This is a genomic window from Verrucomicrobiia bacterium (genome assembly GCA_035765895.1).
Lineage (GTDB): Bacteria > Verrucomicrobiota > Verrucomicrobiia > Limisphaerales > DSYF01 > DSYF01.
Genome location: DASTWL010000033.1, coordinates 145,292 through 163,679, shown reverse-complemented (window position 1 = coordinate 163,679; position 18,388 = coordinate 145,292). Strand labels below are relative to the sequence as shown.

Genomic DNA, 18,388 nt, shown 5'->3' with positions numbered 1-18,388 from the left:
TGACCTGCAACAACGCCAGGAAACCACCGCGCTGTTCCTGCAGGCACAGGCGCAGCTCGGCCTGGGCCGCCCGGCCGCCGCGCGGACGCTCCTCCACACCGTGCTCCAACGCGACCCCAACCACCCGCTCGCCGCGGACCTTTTCCGGGAAATTCAATCGTGAGCGCCGTTGACCAGAGCAGCCGGTTTAGGATTCGCAAGGAACAGGCCTTTGATGTTTATGTCCTCGGCAATGAGCGGATTGAACTGGCCGTCGTGCCCGAACTGGGGGCGCGGATGATCTCGCTCAAGAACCTGCGCACCGGTCGCGAATGGATGTGGCATCCGCCCGGCGGACCGAAACTGTTTCGCAACCGGCGCGGCGATGATTTTTCCCGCGGTCCGCTGGTCGGCATGGACGAATGCCTGCCAACGATCGCGCCGTGTTCGTGGCAGGGCCGCGCCTTGCCGGATCACGGCGAAGTCTGGTCCGTGCCGTGGAACGTGGATGAAGCGGCGTGGGAGGCGGGTGAATTGCGAATGACGATTCGGCTGGCCATTTCACCGCTCGAGTTCGAGCGGGTCATCGAATTGCGCGGGCATGAAGTGTGGCTGAGCTACCGGTTGAGCAACCTCGGCCCGGAGGAGGAGTTGTATCTCTGGGCGATGCATCCGTTACTGCGGTTGGTTGACGGGGATCAACTGCAATTGCCGGCGTCCACCCGCGCACAATTGGACAGCGGCGAATGGATTGACGCCGTGGATTTGGTCCAGCCCGCGGGGCAGTGCGTCAAGGTCTTTGCCCGGCCGGTGCACGTTGGCTGTGCCGGCGTTTACAATCGCGTGAGCGGCGACTACCTCGAATTCGTCTGGGATCCCAAGGAAAACGACACGCTCGGGCTGTGGCTCACACGCGGCGGCTGGCATGGCCATCACCATCTTGCGCTGGAGCCCACCAACAGTGCGCACGACGCGCTGACGCTGGCCGCGGAAGGCGGGTGTTGCGGTGTCGTGGACGCCGGTGGTTCCGTGACGTGGGACATTCGCCTGCGGCTGGGGCCGTGACTTGGATCTGGCTGCGCCTTGAATTGGTTTGCATCACTTGCCTGAAACTGACGCTGACAACTTGAAAAATTTATGCGTATGAAATTCCGAACGATGGGTTGCGCCATGCTGGTGCTGTTCGTGGCCGCGGCCGCGGCGCCCGCGGCCGAAACCATCAACCTCAAGACCGCCAGCTTCGCCCTCCAACTGCAGGTGGGTGACGATGGGCGGCTGTATCAGCGCGGCATCGGCGTCCCCGAGGGAAAGGACAAGCTTCAGCGCACGGATGAATTCTATCCGCAGGCTGGCGACGGTTACATCTGGGAGCCCGCGTTGCAGGCGGTCCATGCCGATGGCAACACCTCCACGGCGCTGGTCTTTGACCACATCACGCGCACGAATGAAACCGCGGACCGCGAGGTGGTGCGGATTGAACTGCACGATCCGGCGTATCCGTTCTTTGTCACGCTGTGCTTTCGCGCCCACCACGACCGCGACCTGATTGAGCAATGGACGGAAATCCGCCACGGGGAATCCGGGCCCGTCGAGCTGGAGCGGATGGCTTCGAGCGCCTGGCTGTTGGATCCCGCGAATCTTTACCTGCTGCATTTCTTCGGGGATTGGGCGGGAGAAATGGTGCCGACGATGGAGCCGCTGACGCCGGGCACGAAGGTGCTCGACTCGAAGCTCGGCGTGCGGGCGCATCAATTCCAGAATCCCTCGTTCGTGCTTTCACTCGACGGTCCGCCGGCGGAAAACCGCGGCCGGGTGCTGGCGGGTTCGCTGGCGTGGTCGGGCAGTTTTTCGTGTGCCTTCGATCATTTCGGCCGCCGGGTTCGCGCGGTGTGCGGGGTGAATCCGTTTGCGTCGGCGTATTATCTGAAGCCGGGGGAAACCTTCACCACGCCGACGATGATCTGGGTGTGGAGCGCGCACGGGCTGGGCGAAATGAGCCGCAAGCTGCACGCGTGGGCGCGCGACTTTGGGATGCGCGACGGCCACACACCGCGGACGGTGCTGTTGAACAACTGGGAGGCGACGGGCTTTGACTTCGATTTCAACCGCATCGTCAGTCTCTTTGATCCGGCGAAGGAAATTGGCACCGAGCTGTTCCTGCTGGATGACGGCTGGTTCGGGAACAAGTATCCGCGCACCAACGATCACGCGGGCTTGGGCGACTGGGAGCCGAATCGTAAGCGCCTGCCGGATGGTCTCGCGCCGCTTGCCGCCGAGGCCGTGAAGCGCGGCCTCCGCTTTGGCATCTGGATGGAACCTGAGATGGTGAATCCCAAGAGCGAACTGTTTGAGAAACATCCGGACTGGGTCATCCGCCAGCCGAAGCGCCCGCTGGAATTGCAGCGCAACCAGCTGGTCCTGGACCTCACCCGGCCGGAAGTGCAGCAGTTCGAATGGCACGTCATCAACCGCATCCTGAGTGTGCCGGGCATCAGCTACGCGAAGTGGGATTGCAACCGCTACCTCACGCAGCCGGGCTCGTCGTATCTCGCGCCGGACCGCCAGTCGCATCTGTGGATCGATTACGTGCGGGCGCTTTACGCACTCATGGACAAGACGGCGACGACCTTCCCGAACACCGAATTGATGCTGTGCTCCGGCGGCGGCGGGCGCGTGGATTACGGCGCGCTGCGTTACTTCCACGAGTTCTGGCCGAGCGACAACACCGACCCGACCGTGCGCGTGCGGATGCAATGGGACTATTCGTATTTCTTCCCGCCCATGGCCATCGCGAGCCACGTGACGCACTGGGGCCACCGTCCGATGCACTTCGCGTGCGCCGTGGCAATGAGCGCGCGCTTCGGCATGGATCTCGATCTGGTCAAACTGTCGCCGGAGGACAAGGCCATCTGCGCCGGCGCCATCAGCGCCTACAAGCACATCCGCGACGTGACCCAACTCGGTGACCTGTATCGGCTGGAGGATCCGCACGGCACGGCACGTGGTGCGTTGAACTTCGTGTCGCCGGATCGGACCCGCGCGGTGGTGTTTGTGTTTCAGTTGAAGGATGGCGACGTCAATCCCGTGCACCCGCAGGGGTTGGACCCGGCCAAACGTTACAGGATTGCCGAGCTTAACCCCGCGCCGGGCCGGGCCGCTTTGCCGCAGACGGGCCAGACGCGGACCGGTGCGGAATGGATGCGGGACGGGTTCGTGCCTTCGTGTGCGAAAGCGCTGGAGGCTTGTGTCATCGAGCTGTCTCCAGTAGCGAATTGAGGATGCGCCACCTTTCCGGATCGAAGTCGTGGTTGAACCGTTTGTTTGCCGCGGGCTTGGTGCTGGCGTTGGGGCTGGTCGCCGACCCGGCCCGGGCGGTTGGCGGAACCAACGCGTGGTCGCTGGCCTCGCCCAACGGCCAGTGTCGGATCGCGGTCACCCTTGGCGATGGCGGAACGCTCCATTACCAAGTCTGGCGCGCCGGCCGCCTTGTGCTGGCAGATTCGCCGCTGGGCTTGCAACGGGATGATCAGGACTTTTCACGCGGACTGGTGTTGGCCGGGGCCGGAAAAGTCCAGGGCCGGCGTGAGCAATATGAACTGTTCGCCGGCGGTGCGGCCCAGGTGAATCACCGGTTGAACGGTCGCACGCTCACCTTTCGCAATCCGAACCAGACTCTGTTGGAGCTGGAACTTGCGGCGAGCGACGAAGGCGTGGCGTTTCGTTATCGGTTTCCCGCACCGTCGGCCGAAACGCGGGTGCTCAAGGCCGAGTTGACGGGCTTTCAGCTGCCGCGCAATGCCCGCGGCTGGTTGCAGCCCTATCACGCGGCGGGTCCTTATACGCCCGCCTACGAGGACTTCTATTTCAACGTGTCACCGGGCGAGCCGCCGCCGCATTCGCGCGCCCGGCCCGCGGGCTGGTGTTTTCCGGCGCTCTTCCACGTGCCAGACGCGGCCACGTGGGTGTTGCTGACGGAGTCGGGCACTGACGCGTCGTTCTGTGCATGTCATCTGTCGCCGGATTCAACGGGCGGTTTGTATCGCCTCGCCTTTCCGCTTGCGGATGAAGGAACGAAAGGTCATGCGAATCAGTTTGGCCCGGAGCCGCGGTGGTCGTTGCCGTGGACCCTGCCCTGGCGCGTGATGGTGCTGGGTCAATCGGCGGGCAACATCGCCCTGGCCACGCTGGTCACGGATCTCGCCCCGGCGTCGCGAATTGCGGACACGTCGTGGATCCAGCCGGGGCGCGCTTCGTGGGCGTGGTGGTCTTATCCAGACGGACCGGCGACTGCCGACGTGTTCAATGAGTTCACCGATTTTGCTGCGCAAATGGGTTGGGAATACACCTTGTTCGACGCGGGTTGGTGGGGGCCGGGGTTGTCAGGCCTTGCGGCGCACGCGCGGGCCAAGGGCGTGAAGCCGCTGGCGTGGTCGCACGCAGAAGATTTTTACGATGCCGGCTCCCGCCGGCGCAAGCTGGACGAAATGGTTGCTGCGGGAGTTCGCGGTGTGAAAGTGGATTTCTGGTGTTCCGACCGACAGGAGGCCATTGCCGCGATGCAGGCATTGTTCGCGGACGCGGCGGCGCGCCGGCTCGTGGTCAACCTGCATGGCTGCACCATGCCGCGTGGGTGGGAGCGGACGTGGCCGAACTTTCTGACGGCGGAGGCGGTGTTGGGCACGGAGAGCTACTTCTACGAGCCCCGCTACACGGATAAGGCGGCGGAGTTAAACACGGTGCTGCCGTTCACGCGGAACGCCGTCGGGCCGATGGATGTCACGCCGGTGGCATGTTCGCCCAAGAAATACCCGCGCACCACGACGGTGGCGCACGAACTGGCCACGGCCATCATCACGCGGTCCGGCCTGATCCACTACGCGGACAAACCGGAGTTCTTCGATTCGTTGCCTTCGGAGGTCGTGCAATTATTCCGCGACGCGCCGGCGCGTTGGGACGAAACGCGTTGCCTGATGGGCGAGCCGGGGCGCGTGGTGGTGTTCGCACGGCGGACCGGTGACACGTGGTTCCTTGCCGGCCTGAACGGAACGGGGGAAGCCTTGCCGGTGAACCTGGATTTGTCGGCGTTCAGGCGCTTTCCCCATCGCCTCGCCGTCACGGAAGGCGCCGACGCGGCGATGCAGGTGGTCGCGGTGCCCCTGGCGCGGGCGGCGTCATGGCAGCACACGCTGCCGCCGCGCGGTGGATTCATTTTGCGCCTGGACCAGCCGTCGGCGACCGGTCGGGAATGAATCGGTCCAGCCTTGCGGAATCTTCCTTCAGGTTTGTTCAAGGCGTCCGCTTGCCCTGTCCGCGGCGACTTGTCACAGTAGGCCGCCGTGCGGGAAACCCTACGCAACTGGATGGAATCCCTGGAAACGTTCGTCCTCGAAGTCATCTTCGGGGAACGCACGGGGTTTGCCGCGTCCGTCACCCGCACCAGCCTGCTGTGGCTTTCGAAGTTGTTCGCGGGCATCGTCAAATTGCGCCGCTTTCTTTACAACAAACGCATCCTCCGCGATTACACCCTCGGCATCCAGGTCATCGCCGTGGGCAACCTCACCGTGGGCGGCACGGGCAAAACGCCCGTGGTCGAAAAGTTCGCGCGTGCCTTGCAGGATGCCGGCCGCAAGGTGGCCATCCTATCGCGCGGTTACCGGTCCAAGCCGCCGCCGCTGCGCACCCGGCTGCTTAACCGCCTCCTGCTGCGCTCCGACACCACGCCGCCGCGCGTTGTGTCGGACGGCAAGTCGCTCCTGCTCGATTCCGAAACGGCCGGCGACGAGCCCTACATGCTCGCGTCGAATCTGAAGGACGTGGTGGTGCTGGTGGACAAGGACCGCGTCAAGGCGGGGCGTTACGCGATTGAAAAGTTCGGTTGCGATACGCTTCTGCTCGACGACGGTTTTCAATACTGGAAGCTGGCGGGCCGCCGCCGGGACATCGTGCTGATTGACCGGCAGCAGCCCTTCGGCAACGAGTTCATGCTGCCGCGCGGCACCTTGCGCGAGCCGGCCGGACACCTTTCCCGCGCGGACACCATTTTTATCACCAAGAGCGACGGCCACACCGCCGACCTGCGCCGACGCATCACCCTGCTCAACCCGGACGCGGGCATCATCGAATGCGTGCATCATCCGATGTATCTGGAGGATCTCTTCACCGGCGAACGCGTCGGGCTGGAGTTTTTCAAGGGCCGGCGGGTCGCGTCGCTCAGCGGCATCGCCCAGCCCGAAAGCTTCGAGCAGAGCCTCGTCAAACTTGGCGCCGAGCTGGTCTATTCCAAGCGCCACGCCGACCATCACCGGTTCAAGCAGCAGGAAGTGCTGAACGCCATCAACCGCGGCAAGAAGCGTCAGGCGGAGTGCATCATCACAACGCAGAAGGACGCCGTGCGTTTTCCGAAGATCGACCGGCGCGACCTGCCGATTTACTTCATGCGCGTGGAAATCCGCATCCTCAGCGGCGCGGAGGACTTTGCGGATTGCGTGCGCAAGATTTGTTTCCGCTGACATGGACGCGTTGCTCTATTTTCTGGCGCGCAGTCTGATCGCGGTGTTGCAAGCCCTGCCGTTGCGCGCCGTCGCCCGGCTGGGGCGCGCGGGCGGTGTCCTGGCCTACGGGCTGGATGCGCGTCACCGCCGGGTGGCGCAGCGCAATCTTTCTCGCTGCTTCCCCGAAAAGCCGGCCGCTGAGATTACTGCGCTGGCCAAGGAAAACTTCCGGCGCATTGGCGAAAACTTTGCGTGCGCCGCGAAAACCGCCGGCATGACCTTTGCCGCCTTGCAGGCCCACGTTGAATTCGTGGTGCCGCCGGAGTTTCGCGCGGCGCCCGGCACCACGCCGCGCAGCGTGGTGGTGGCCATCGGCCACTTCGGCAACTTCGAACTCTACGCGCGTTTCGGCCAGTTCAGTCCGGGCTACACCAGCGCCACCACGTATCGCGGGCTGCGGCAGCCGTCGTTGAACCGGCTGCTGCAATCGTTGCGCGCGCAGTCCGGCTGCCTGTTCTTTGAGCGGCGTTTCGATGCCGACGCGCTCAAGGCCGCGATGAACCGGCCGGGCATGATGCTGGGGCTGTTGTGTGATCAAAGCGCCGGCGGCAACAGCCTGCGCCTGCCGTTCCTCGGGCACGACGCCAGCACCAGTCCGGCTGCGGCCGTGTTTGCGCTGCGCTACAAATGCCCGCTCTACACGGGCATCTGCTATCGCGTGGGCCTGGCGCAATGGCGGATTGAAGCCGGCGCCGAAATCCCCACGCACGAACACGGCGCCGCCCGTCCGGTGGCAGACATCATGCGCGACGTGAACGCCGCCTTTGAAACCGCCATCCGCCGCGATCCCGCGAACTGGTTCTGGGTTCACAATCGCTGGAAAGGCGGGGCGGCGACGGCGAAAGTGGAACCGGATCAAGCCACCCATCCGGTGTGAGCACCTTGCCTCCAGCCTCATCCCGCGAGCCCCGTCGCATCCTCGTGCGCGGCGTGAACTGGCTCGGCGACGCCGTGATGAGCACGCCCGCGTTGCGGCGGTTGCGCGAGCGGTTTCCCGCCGCGCACATTGCGTTGCTGACGCACGCCAAGCTGGCCGGCTTGTGGACAGGGCATCCGGCGCTGGACGCGGTGATTCCCTTTGCCGCGGATGCAGGGGCGCTCGCCATCGGCCGCCAGCTGCGAGCGCACAACTTCGATCTCGCGCTGGTCCTGCCCAATTCACCGCGCTCCGCGCTGGAAAGCTGGATCGCCCGCATCCCGCGTCGCGTGGGCTACCGGCGTTCGTGGCGGAACTGGTTTCTGACCGACTGCGTCGCAGACCGCCCGGGCGCGGTCACCATGCACAAACGAACGCCGGGCGAGGTCCGCCGACTGGTCGCGCGGGGCACCGGTCAAATAGTCAACTCGCCAGCCGCGCCTGGCGATCCCGCGGCCCATCACGTTCATCAATACCTGCACCTCACGGCGGCGTTGGGTGCGAATCCGGCGCCGCTGCCGCCGGCGTTGGGTGTGAGCGATGCGGAAGTAGCCGCCGTCGCGAACAAGTTCGAGCTGTCCGCCGGCACGCGTTGGCTGGCGTTGAATCCGGGCGCGGAATACGGTCCCGCCAAACGCTGGCCGGCGGAGCGCTTCAGCGCCGCGGCGCAGGAAATTCAAAAGCGCTCCGGGAACGTGGGCTGGATCATTCTGGGCGGCGCGGCCGATGTGCAACTGGCCGCAACCATTGCTTCTGCCATCGGTCGGCCGCCGGCCGCGCTCCGCAATCTCGCCGGGCGGACGTCGCTGCGGGAATTGTGCGCGGTGCTGAAGTTGAGCCGCGTGTTGTTGACGAATGACACGGGGCCGATGCACGTCGGTGCCGCGGTGGGGACGCCGGTGGTGGCGTTGTTTGGCAGCACGTCGCCGGAACTGACGGGCCCGGGCCTGCCGGGTGAAGCGCGCCACACGTTGTTGCGCGGCGCGGCGCCGTGTGCGCCCTGTTACTTGCGCACCTGCCCGATTGACTTCCGGTGCCTCCAGGGCATCGCGGTGGAGACGGTGGTGGCGGCGGTGCTGCGGTCCTTAGCGGAGGGCCGCGGTCTGGCACAGTGACTCCGCAAACGACACGGGCTGGTCGGCAAGCTTCGCGGCCAGCACGCCTTCCAGTGCGGTCAGCGTCTGGCTCACATGCCGGCTGACCTCGAATCGTTCGGCCGTGGCCCGCGCCGCCCGGGACGCTTCGGTCCGGGCAGGGTGCGTTTCAAACAATCGGATGGCCGCGGCCAGTTCGGCGGCGTCATTTGGCGATTCGACCACGGCTCCGTTGCGTCCGGGTTCGATGATTTCGGAGACGCCGTTGATGCGTGAGGTGACGACCGGCACGCCGCTCGCGAGCGCCTCGAGACAGACGTTGGCGAACGGTTCGTAAATGGCCGGATGCACGAGCAGGTCGGCCGATTGCAGCAGTCGGGCCGTGTCGAGGTTGAATCCCAGATGCCGCACACGCGCCGTCACGCCCAGCGTTCCGGCCAGTCGCAGCTGCCGGGCGATGTCGCCCTTGCCGGCGATGTGAAGAACGAAATGTTCCGGGAGGCGGGCCAGGGCCGCGATGGCGAACTGAAGCCCTTTGCGCGTGAAGCTGGAGCCCACAAACAGGAGCCGGACTTCCCGTCCCGCATGCCGCGCCGCCGGCGGGTGGAAACGTTCGCAATCGACGCCGTTGTAAATCACGCGGATGCGGTCGTCCGGGAAGCCGAAGTGGCGGATGATTTCGTCGCGGCCGCGCCGGGAATTGGCAATGACCAGCCGCGTGTGACGGGGTGAAAAAATCCGGCGTTCCAGTCCGCGCACGAGACGGTGATGCACATTGAACGGCTCGCCGGCACGCTGGAGTCGTGAACGATGGGGCGCCCGTTGCGCCAGCCATTCGCGATGACAACCGTCACCGGCCCGATAGACGTCCTGGTCGAGCGTGCGTTCGAGGCTGAAGACCAGGTCAAACTTTTCGCGCGCCAGCATCCGCCGGCAGGCGAGGGCAAACGACAGCGTGCGCAGGCTGGAGGAGAAATTCACCGTGGGCACGCGCCGGAACTGGCAGCCCGCCGCGCCGGCCACCGGCCACGAACGGGCCAGCAGGTGGACCTCATGACCGCGCGCCGCCATGCCTTGCGCAATCGCCTGCGCATAGCGTTCCGCCCCGCCGTTGGGCGTGTAGTTTTGCCGGATGAGCGCGATCTTCATTGCAAACAGGGGCCACCATGCATCACCCGCCGCCCAATGTCAAAGCGGCACAAGCCTCCCGGTGGGATTTGACCGTCAGACAGCATCCGCCTTGCCGCTCCACCACGGTTCCGTCAATTTTGGCCGGTTCCGGGTTGCGGGCAAAATTGTCGTCGTCGAGTGACATGAGCACCATGCGCGTTTTGGCGCTTACTTTTGGCGAATGTTCCCAGGGCAGCACGCTTTACCGCGTGCACCAGTATCAAGCGCCGTTGGAACGGGAGGGCATCCGGTTGGAACTGGTGCCGGCGGCGCGCTTTACCGCGTGGTCGTCGCTCAATGATTACGACGCCGTGCTGGTGCAGAAACGGTTGTTCAACCTGTCCCGCGTGCGTCAGTTGCGCGCCCGGGCGCGCCGGCTGGTTTACGATATTGACGACGCCCTGTGGGAACCGCACGGCCGGCCGCATGCATTCCTCACCCGCTGGCGCACCCGGCTCCGGCTGCGGGCCGTCGTGCGGGCGGCGGATGTTTGCCTGACGGCGAATCAAGTCCTCGCGCAGCATGTGCGGCAGTGGTCGTCCCGCGTCACTGTCCTGCCGATGGCCCTCGACGAAAACTGCTGGCCGCCGCGCGGCGACGCGGCGGCTGGGCGCGCCTTGCCGCTGCGCATCGGCTGGGCCGGCGCGCCGGTCAATCTGCCCTACCTCGAAGCGTTGGAGGCGGAATTGCTCGCCGTGCGGCAGCAATTCCCGTCGGTCGAAGTGGCGGTGTTCAGTGGGGCGGCGCCAAACTTTCGCGACCTGCCGGTGCGGCATCTTCCCTTCGTGGCGGGCACGGAAAGCGAAGCCATCCGTTCCTTCGACATCGGTTTGCTGCCGCTGCCGGACAATGCCTTTGCCGCGGGCAAATCACCCATCAAGGCGCTGCAATATCTGGCGAGCGGCGCGCCCGTGGTCGCGTCGCCGGTGGGCGCCACGCGCGAACTGTTGCACGCGGGAAGCACGGCGCTCTTCGCGGTGCCGGGCGCCTGGACGCCGGCGATGCTCCGGCTGTTGCGGGAGCCCGCGTTGCGGCAGCAGCTTGGCCGGCAGGCGCGGGCCGAATTTGAGCGGCGTTACACGCTGCGCCAGACGGCGTCGCAGCTCGTGGCGGTCCTGCGGAATTTGTCATCGCCAGCAGCCGCCCGATCACAATAATTTTCTGCGTGTTGCTGACGGCAACAGCCTGATCAGAAGGCTAATTAGAAGCAGTGCAGGATGATTGTCACTCCCCTTCCCAAAAAATCCGGCACCTGGCGCGGCAGCGTGCGCGCGGCGTGCCGGATTGTTTACGAACGCGGCCACGCGGTTGAGGAATTGTGGTTCGAGGTTCCGGAGGTATTGGCCGCCGACCTGGCGCCGACCGGCGATCCGTGGCTGCTGGCGCTGTTGCCGCTGGCCTTCCAGACCGGCGAACGCCTGGTGATCGAAGCGCCGTGCGATGCCGCCTTGTTGCGCAACGTCGAGGAAATTCAGCGCATCTGGAAGTTCTGGTATCCGCCGTTGACGCCGGTGCCCGTGGCCGCCACGATCGCGCCGCCCGGACCCGGCGCGGGCGAACGCACCGGTCTGTTCTTCACGCTGGGCGTTGATTCATTTTTCACGCTGCTGCACCACGACGACCGGCAACGCGCCCAGCCGCTGCCGGACGAACGGCCGATTGATGACCTCCTCTTCGTGTGGGGGTTCGACCTGCCGCTGGCCAACGCGGCGGCCTTCGAACGCAAGCAGGCAAAGCTCATGGAGATCGCCCGCACGAGCGGCAAACAGGCGGTTTGTTTCGCGACGAATCTGCGGTTGACCCGGCTGCGGGAACTGGACTGGGGACAATACACCTACGGGCTGGCGCTCGGGGCCGCGGGTGTCCTGCTGGGCGGCCGGTATGCGCGGTTGCTGTTTTCCGCGAGCGACACCAGTGATTATCTGCAACCGTGGGGGGAGCATCCGTTGATCATGCCGCTCATCGGCACCCGGAACACGCGCCTGGTGCATTACGGCCTCGGTTACGATCGCTTTGAAAAAACCGAACGTGTGGCGGCGTCCGAACTGGCTCTCCGCCATTTGCAGGTTTGCTACCGGGACGCGTCGGACCGCAATTGTGGCCGGTGCGAAAAATGCCTGCGCACGCAGGCCACGCTGGCCGTTCTGGGCGCGCTCGATTTCGCGGCGGGCTTTGCGGCGAAATCTTTTTCGCCCGCAGCGCTGATGAGGTGCCGTCCGGCGTCCACGGCCGCGGTGGTCGTGCTGCAACAACTGCAACGACAGGCGGCCCGGCGCGGCCGGTCTGACATCGCTGGCGCTGTCGCTGCCTGCCTGCGGCGACATCGCCGGTTTGAACTGGTCGAAAACACACTGCGTGCGCTGGCGCCGCTGCCGTGGTTGGGCGCCCAGGCGGTGCGCACCGCCAAACGCATACGGCGCCGGACCGTTTACTGACGCATGAGCCATTTCGCCCCGTCGTCAACCCGTTCGCCCCAACTGCTGGTGCTGCCCGGCACGCGGGACGGTGGCAACCTTGGCGACCTCGCCATGTTGCAGATCGCCCTGGAACGGCTGCATGCCCGGTGGCCGGATGCGCGGCTCAGGGTGCTGACCCACGCGCCCAAGCGGCTGCGTGAACAATGTCCGCTGGCCGAAGCGGTGTCGCTGCGCGGTGCCGACCAGTGGTTGCGCGCCAAAATTCTGCCGCGCTGGCTGTGGCCCGTCCGCGAAGCGGCCTGGCGCCGGCGGCAGCCGGCCAGTTTTTACCGCTGGTGGTGGCGCAAGGCGGCGTTGCGGCCGGCCCGTTACCGCGCGGCCCGGGAGTTCGTGCAGGAACTCGAGCGCACGGACGGCCTGGTGGTGACGGGCTGTGGTTTGTTGAATGACGCCTTTCCCCGGCACACGCTGCACGCGCTGGACTTGATGGCGGCCGTCGAACAACGCCGTCGGCCCGTCCTGCTGCTGAGCCAGGGGATCGGCCCGCTGGAAAATCCGGAGTTGCGGGCGCGGGCCGCTGAAGTCCTGCCGCGGGTGGACGGGATTTTCATTCGCGATGAACGCACCACCGCACCGCTGCTGGCCGCGCTCGGGGTGCCGTCGGAAAAGGTCCGCTTCACGGGCGATGACGCGCTTGAACTGGCGTGGCGGGAACGCCGCAGTGATTGGGGCGGGCAGGTTGGGTTGAACCTGCGCCGGGCGAATTATTCCGGGCTGACGGACACAATCTGCGCCATGGTGCGCCGCGTCGCACATGAGTTTGCCGCGACGCACGCCACATCGCTGCGCGGTGTTCCGGTGGCCGTGGGTGGTGGTGATTCCGATGTGCGCTCGCTGGCCGCGCTGGGGCTGGCGGACCCGCAGGCGGCGGGAGCGGATGTGACGTCGCCGCGCGCGCTGGCCCGGCGGATTGGCGAATGCCGCCTGGTCGTGACGGGGAGTTATCACGCGGCCGTCTTCGCGCTTGCGCAGGGTGTGCCGGCGATTGGGGTGGCTGCGAGCGAGTATTACCGTCACAAGTTTCAAGGGCTGGCCCAACGCTTTGTTCCGGGCTGCACAGTCTTGTGGGCGCATGAAGCCCATTTTGCCGCGCAACTCGCCGCGGCCATGAACGCGGCGTGGCAGGCGGGCGCAGCCTGGCGTCCGGCGCTGCTGCAGGAAACGGAACGCCAAATCCGCCTCGCGCACGATGGCTACGCCGCCTTGACCCTGCCGGAAGGTCGGCCGCAAAGCAGTTCGCATGATTGAATTGAGCGTCATCCTCTGCGCGCACAATCCGCGGCGGCCATTTTTGGAGCGCGTCCTGGCGGCGCTGCGCGCCCAAACGCTGCCCGTGGTGCGGTGGGAGCTGGTGCTTGTGGACAACGCCTCCACCGAGCCGCTGGCGGGCTGGGTTGATTTGAACTGGCATCCGCAGGCGCGGCTGGTGTTGGAGGAGCAACTGGGCGTGACCCGCGCGCGTTTGCGCGGCATCGCGGCGAGTGTGGGAGAAATCCTCGTTTTCGTGGACGACGACAACGTGCTGCGACCCGATTATCTGGAGCAGGCCCTGGCCATTCACCGGGAACGGCCCGAACTCGGCGCGTGGGGCGGCAATGTGCGTTTGGAGTTCACGGTGCCGCCGCCGGCCTGGACGCAACGGCATTGGCGTTTGCTGGCCACGCGTTCCGTGCCGCAGGATGTCTGGAGCAAGAGTCGGGAACCGGACGGTGCGATGCCCGTGGGAGCCGGTCTTTGTGTGCATCGCGCCGTGGCCCGGCGTTACGCCGCGACGGCGTCGCAATCGGCCCTGCGATTGCAGCTCGACCGCATCGGGCGCGAGCTTTCGTCGGGTGGCGATACCGACCTGATTCTCGTCGCGCCGGAAATCGGCATGAGCCACGGCCTGTTTGCCCGGCTGCATCTGGATCACCTGATTCCGCCTGAACGGCTGGAGGAAGCCTACCTGCTGCGATTGCAGGAAGGCATGGCGGCCTCGGAAATTCTCCTGCGACTGGAGCGCGGGCTGAGCGTGCTCCGCCATGAAACCTGGCGCTGGAAGCTGAAGTATTTCCGCACCTGCCTGCGGTTGTGGGGACATCGGTGGAAATTTTTCCAGGCCCGGGCGCGCGGCCAGCGGCGGGGATTTGAAACCTACGCGCGGTTGATGCGTGGTTGATGCCTGGCGGCAGACCTGCGCCATTCCGGCGGTGTTACGCGGCCGCCGGTTGCGCCAACGCCAGAATCCGATTCACTTCGGCGTCCACGGCCGCCGCGGGAATGTCCGCTACGTGGCGGGCCTCGGGCCAGCGGAAAGCCCAGTCAGGATGTTGAAACGGGCACAATCCCTTCATGGCGGACGGCAGGAGCATCAGGACGCGCCGGCCCTGCGCGACCGCCAGATGCAGCAGGCCGGTGTCCGAACCGAGCACGAGCGCGGCGTGTTGCATCAAGCCGGCCATGGTCAACAACGGCTGGCCGGCAGCCACCACAAAACCCTGCTGCCGGGCGGGCTCCAGCAGGGCTTCATCGCTCGGGCCACCGCCAAACAAAACCTGCCCTCCCCGGGTTCGCACCGCGTGCGCAACGGCCAGGTAGTTCGGCAACGGCCAGTTCTTCTGCGGCGTGCTGGTGAAGGGCTGGATGAAGAGGAGCGGCTGGCCGGGCTTCAGTTCGTGCTGCCGGAGGAATTGCTCCGCGGCGCGACGGGCGGTGACGGGCGTGCGGAATTCGTTGCGCACTGGCTGTGGCGCAATCCCGCCGTGGTCCAGCAGTGAAAGATTCCATTGCGCGGGATGCATCCGCACCGCCGGCATGGGCGGCAGGGTATAAGCCCACCGGCGTGGAAAATTACGGCCCCGCCCCCACCGCACCGGCGCGCTCGTCAGGCGCACCAAACCGGCCGTCTCGCCGTAACCTTGCAGGTCCAGCGCCATCGCAAACCGGCCGCGTCGCAGTTGTCGATACAGCGTCCGCAGTTCGCGCCACATCTCGCCCACGGTGCCGTGGCGGAACGGCGTGCGGTTGAGAACGATCATTTCATCCACGTCCGCAAACCCCTGCAAGAGCGGTGCGTTTTCGCTGGAAACCAAAAAGGACAGGCGGGCGCGGGGGAAATTGTCACGCAGACGGTGAACCAGCGGCAGGGTCATCACCACATCGCCCATGCACTTGAGGCGAACGATGAGAATGGAATCCGGCGCGTTGGCCTCGGCCGGTTGTTCCAAGTGTGTCATGGGCCGCGAGCCTAATTGCGGGGCGCCCGCCCTGTCGAGCCGGGGTTTTGGCCGGGTGGTGCCCCATCATGCCGGCAGGGTCATATCGTGCAGCCGCTGATACAGCCCGCCGCTTTGCAGCAAATCGACGTGCGTGCCCCGCTCCACAATCCGGCCCTGCTCGAACACCACGATCACATCGGCCTTTTGAATCGTGGAAAGGCGGTGGGCGATGACAATGGTGGTGCGTCCCTGCATCAACTGCTCCAGTGCCTGTTGCACGGCGTGCTCCGACTCCGTGTCGAGCGCGCTGGTGGCCTCGTCCAGAATCAGAATCGGCGCATCCCGCAAAATCGCCCGGGCGATGGCAATGCGCTGGCGTTGTCCGCCGGAAAGGTTCACGCCCTTTTCGCCGACCAGCGCCTCGTAGCCGCCCTCCTTTTGCAGGATGAATTCATGCGCGTAGGCATGTTTGGCGGCGGCGACGATCTCCTCGTCGGTCGCGCCGGGCCGGCCGAGGGCGATGTTGTTGCGAATGGTGTCGTTGAACAGGATGGTTTCCTGCGTGACGACGGCCATTTGATTGCGCAGTTCGCGGCTGCTCACGTCGCGGAGGTCCACGCCGCCGATGCGGATGCGGCCGTGCTGCGGGTCGTAAAACCGCAGCAGCAGATTGGTCAGGGACGTTTTGCCCGAGCCGCTGGGCCCGACCAGCGCCATGACCTGGCCCGGCGCGATGGTGAGATTGACATCGCGCAGGGCAGGTTTGTCGCCGTAGGCGAAACTGACCGCGGCAAACTCGATGGCGGCGCCCGCCGCGTGAAGCGGCTTCGGTTGCGCGGGCTCCGGCACGCTGAACGGCGTGTCGAGCAGTTGGAAGGCGCGTTCGCTGCTGGCCCGCGCCTGTTCGAGGTTGTTGTAGAGGCGGGTGAGCGACTTGATGGGGCGATACATCGAATAAATCGCCAGCAGCACGGCGAGGAAATCCGCCGACGTGGTGCGCACGCCACCGCTCAAGGCGAGATAGACCAGCACGGCGGCCACGCCCAGCGCGCCGACGAATTCCAGCAGCGGGCCGGGGATTTCCATGGCGCGCACGATGCGCATGTAATGGCTGATGAACCGGCTGGCGGCGGCCTGGAACTGGCCCACCGCCGTCGTTTCCAGGTTGTAGGCCTTGATGACGCGAAAGCCGGTGAACGATTCCGCCATGACGCTGCCCAGCTCGGCCAGTTGGGACTGCATTGCGCGGCCCGATTGCCGGGACTTTTTGTTGTAAATCGCGATGGGCACGATGCACACCGGCAGCACCAGAACGGACAGCAGCGTCAGCTTCGGCTGCGTCCACATGAGGTAAGTGAACAGGCTCAGCAGCGTCACCGGATCCTTGATCATCGTGGCCGTGTTGCTGCACAGGAGGTTTTGCAGCATCGCGGTGTCGTTCATGATGCGCGACATCAATTCGCCCGTGTTGGCGCGGTGAAAGAAGCCGGCCGAGAGATTCATCAGGTGCTCAAACAGGCGGGTGCGCAACCGCGTCACGGCGCGCACCGCCGCCCATTGCAGGCAATAGATGTTCAGATACGAAAAAAACCCGCGCAGCAGCATCACCACTGGAATGGACGAGACGAGCAGGATGACCGCGCCTGGATGCGACGCCGCGCCCGTCAAGGCTTCCTGCGCCGCCGTCACCGTTTGCCGGATCCAGGCCGGCAGCCATGTGGCATGCATGCCGGGAAACGAGGCGTTGGCCGAGGGGAAGATGACGCCGTAAACGAAGGTGATCGTGGCAATCATCAACGGCTCGATCAGACCGCTGATGATGCCCGTAACCACCCCGAGCGCGAACCGGCTCCGATAAGGCCGGATTAAATCCCACAGTTTGCGAAAAAAATCGATCATGCGGTCGCCCGGAATATGCCGGCGTTGGCGGGCGAGGCTCCAGCACAATATCGGCCGGCGAATTGATGTTCCCGCCCGGCCTGCGCCCGGGTAAGGTGTTCGCGCGGCCGGGCCGACGAACGCCGGTGCCGCCATCAACCTGTGCGCCGCCCAACCTCCCCATGAGCTCAACGCCCGGTGCCCGACATTTCGTCATCGCCTTTCGTAGCGGGCGCCTCGCAAACCGGCTGGTCCTGTTCGCCAATTTCATCGCCTTCGCCGCCGAGCATGGTCACCGCATCAGCAACGTCAGTTTCCACTCCTACGCCCACCTGTTCACCAGCACTGCGCGCGATCTCTATTGCCGTTTTCCCCCGGTGGCACGGCCCGGCGCGTTAAGCCGCTGGCCGGGTCTGGCCGCGTTGATTCGCAAATCGCGGCTGTTCTTCCACGTCACCCGCGCCAGCGCCGTGCTCAATGCAAAATGGGCCCCGTTCGGTTCGCGGGTCGTTACCTTGTTTGAAACCCCTGGCGAGGACGTTACCCATCTCGAAGCGCCGGAGCTGCAGATGCGCTGGCAGAACGCCCCGACAGTGTTCGTTTATGGCTGGCGTTTTCGCGCTCCCCAGGCCGTTCAGCGGCACGCCGAAACCATCCGCGCTTTCTTCCAGCCGGTGCCTGAACTGGCCCGGGCCAGCCGCGCGGCTGTGGCGCCGTTGCGGGCCCGGGCGGATGTGGTCGTGGGCGTGCATGTGCGGCGCGGCGACTACCGCACGTGGCGTGATGGCCGGTGTTATTTTGAGCTGCCGCAATACGCCGGCTGGCTGCGCGCGCTGGCCGGCCAGTTTCCCGGCCAGCGGGTGGCCTTCCTTGTGTGCAGCGATGAGCCGCGCGCCTGCGAGGAGTTTCCCGGCCTGGAGGTGGGCTTTGGTCCCGGCTTTCCGGTCGGCGATCTGTTTGCGCTGGCCGAGTGTGATTACGTGTTGGGACCGTTGAGCACATTCTCGCAGTGGGCCTCGTTCCACGGCAACAAGCCGTTGTTGCATTTGCGGGACAAGAACACGCGCGTGGAACGGGAACAGTTTCGGGTTGCCGATTTGCTGGAGGTTCCCTGAAGTGGCGCCGG

General features: G+C 65.6%; 14 protein-coding genes. 11 read left to right on the top strand and 3 right to left on the bottom strand.

From position 1 onward, the window contains the following. Window positions 1–159 precede the first annotated feature (159 nt). The 6 genes from VFV96_07130 to waaF all read left to right on the top strand — a co-directional run bounded on the left by VFV96_07130 (window position 160) and on the right by waaF (window position 8,561). Window positions 160–1,044 (top strand): hypothetical protein, encoded by an 885-nt coding sequence (locus VFV96_07130; GenBank protein ID HEU5070168.1) that lies wholly within the window; start codon window positions 160–162, stop codon window positions 1,042–1,044. 78 nt (window positions 1,045–1,122) lie between these two features. Next, the gene (locus VFV96_07125; protein ID HEU5070167.1) at window positions 1,123–3,255 is read left to right on the top strand and encodes an alpha-galactosidase; all 2,133 of its coding nucleotides are present in this window, start codon (window positions 1,123–1,125) and stop codon (window positions 3,253–3,255) included. Between the two features lie 2 nt (window positions 3,256–3,257). Beyond that, window positions 3,258–5,228: a glycoside hydrolase family 97 catalytic domain-containing protein gene (locus VFV96_07120; protein ID HEU5070166.1), complete on the top strand. Its 1,971-nt coding sequence runs from the start codon at window positions 3,258–3,260 to the stop codon at window positions 5,226–5,228. A 111-nt stretch (window positions 5,229–5,339) separates the two neighbouring features. After that, window positions 5,340–6,488 (top strand): tetraacyldisaccharide 4'-kinase, encoded by a 1,149-nt coding sequence (gene lpxK / locus VFV96_07115; GenBank protein ID HEU5070165.1) that lies wholly within the window; start codon window positions 5,340–5,342, stop codon window positions 6,486–6,488. Window position 6,489: 1 nt separating this feature from the next. After that, window positions 6,490–7,407 (top strand): hypothetical protein, encoded by a 918-nt coding sequence (locus tag VFV96_07110; GenBank protein HEU5070164.1) that lies wholly within the window; start codon window positions 6,490–6,492, stop codon window positions 7,405–7,407. Continuing rightward, window positions 7,404–8,561 (top strand): lipopolysaccharide heptosyltransferase II, encoded by a 1,158-nt coding sequence (gene waaF / locus VFV96_07105; protein ID HEU5070163.1) that lies wholly within the window; start codon window positions 7,404–7,406, stop codon window positions 8,559–8,561. Before VFV96_07110 ends, waaF begins: the two co-directional genes overlap by 4 nt. Here the strand turns inward: waaF and VFV96_07100 are convergent. Then, on the bottom strand, window positions 8,532–9,689 hold the full coding sequence (locus VFV96_07100) for a glycosyltransferase family 4 protein (GenBank protein HEU5070162.1): 1,158 nt from the start codon (window positions 9,687–9,689) through the stop codon (window positions 8,532–8,534). The genes waaF and VFV96_07100 overlap by 30 nt on opposite strands. Before the next feature lie 164 nt (window positions 9,690–9,853). Here VFV96_07100 and VFV96_07095 point away from each other — a divergent pair, with 164 nt between their 5' ends. Genes VFV96_07095 through VFV96_07080 form a run of 4 tightly spaced genes read left to right on the top strand, consistent with a single transcriptional unit; the run spans window position 9,854 to window position 14,345 of the window. Beyond that, window positions 9,854–10,867: a glycosyltransferase family 4 protein gene (locus tag VFV96_07095; GenBank protein HEU5070161.1), complete on the top strand. Its 1,014-nt coding sequence runs from the start codon at window positions 9,854–9,856 to the stop codon at window positions 10,865–10,867. Window positions 10,868–10,927: 60 nt separating this feature from the next. Further along, complete coding sequence (locus tag VFV96_07090) at window positions 10,928–12,145, top strand: hypothetical protein (protein ID HEU5070160.1); 1,218 nt, start codon at window positions 10,928–10,930, stop codon at window positions 12,143–12,145. 3 nt (window positions 12,146–12,148) lie between these two features. Continuing rightward, window positions 12,149–13,435, top strand: a complete 1,287-nt coding sequence (locus tag VFV96_07085; GenBank protein HEU5070159.1) for a polysaccharide pyruvyl transferase family protein — start codon at window positions 12,149–12,151, stop codon at window positions 13,433–13,435. Beyond that, complete coding sequence (locus VFV96_07080; GenBank protein ID HEU5070158.1) at window positions 13,428–14,345, top strand: glycosyltransferase; 918 nt, start codon at window positions 13,428–13,430, stop codon at window positions 14,343–14,345. The genes VFV96_07085 and VFV96_07080 overlap by 8 nt, the downstream gene beginning before the upstream one ends. Window positions 14,346–14,379: 34 nt before the next feature. Here the strand turns inward: VFV96_07080 and VFV96_07075 are convergent, their stop codons facing one another. Both VFV96_07075 and VFV96_07070 read right to left on the bottom strand, forming a co-directional pair. Then, complete coding sequence (locus VFV96_07075) at window positions 14,380–15,402, bottom strand: glycosyltransferase family 9 protein (GenBank protein HEU5070157.1); 1,023 nt, start codon at window positions 15,400–15,402, stop codon at window positions 14,380–14,382. 66 nt (window positions 15,403–15,468) lie between these two features. Beyond that, window positions 15,469–17,283: an ABC transporter ATP-binding protein gene (locus VFV96_07070; GenBank protein ID HEU5070156.1), complete on the bottom strand. Its 1,815-nt coding sequence runs from the start codon at window positions 17,281–17,283 to the stop codon at window positions 15,469–15,471. 161 nt (window positions 17,284–17,444) lie between these two features. Between VFV96_07070 and VFV96_07065 the strand changes: the two genes are divergently transcribed. Beyond that, the gene (locus tag VFV96_07065; GenBank protein ID HEU5070155.1) at window positions 17,445–18,377 is read left to right on the top strand and encodes a hypothetical protein; all 933 of its coding nucleotides are present in this window, start codon (window positions 17,445–17,447) and stop codon (window positions 18,375–18,377) included. The last annotated feature ends 11 nt before the right edge of the window (window positions 18,378–18,388 follow it).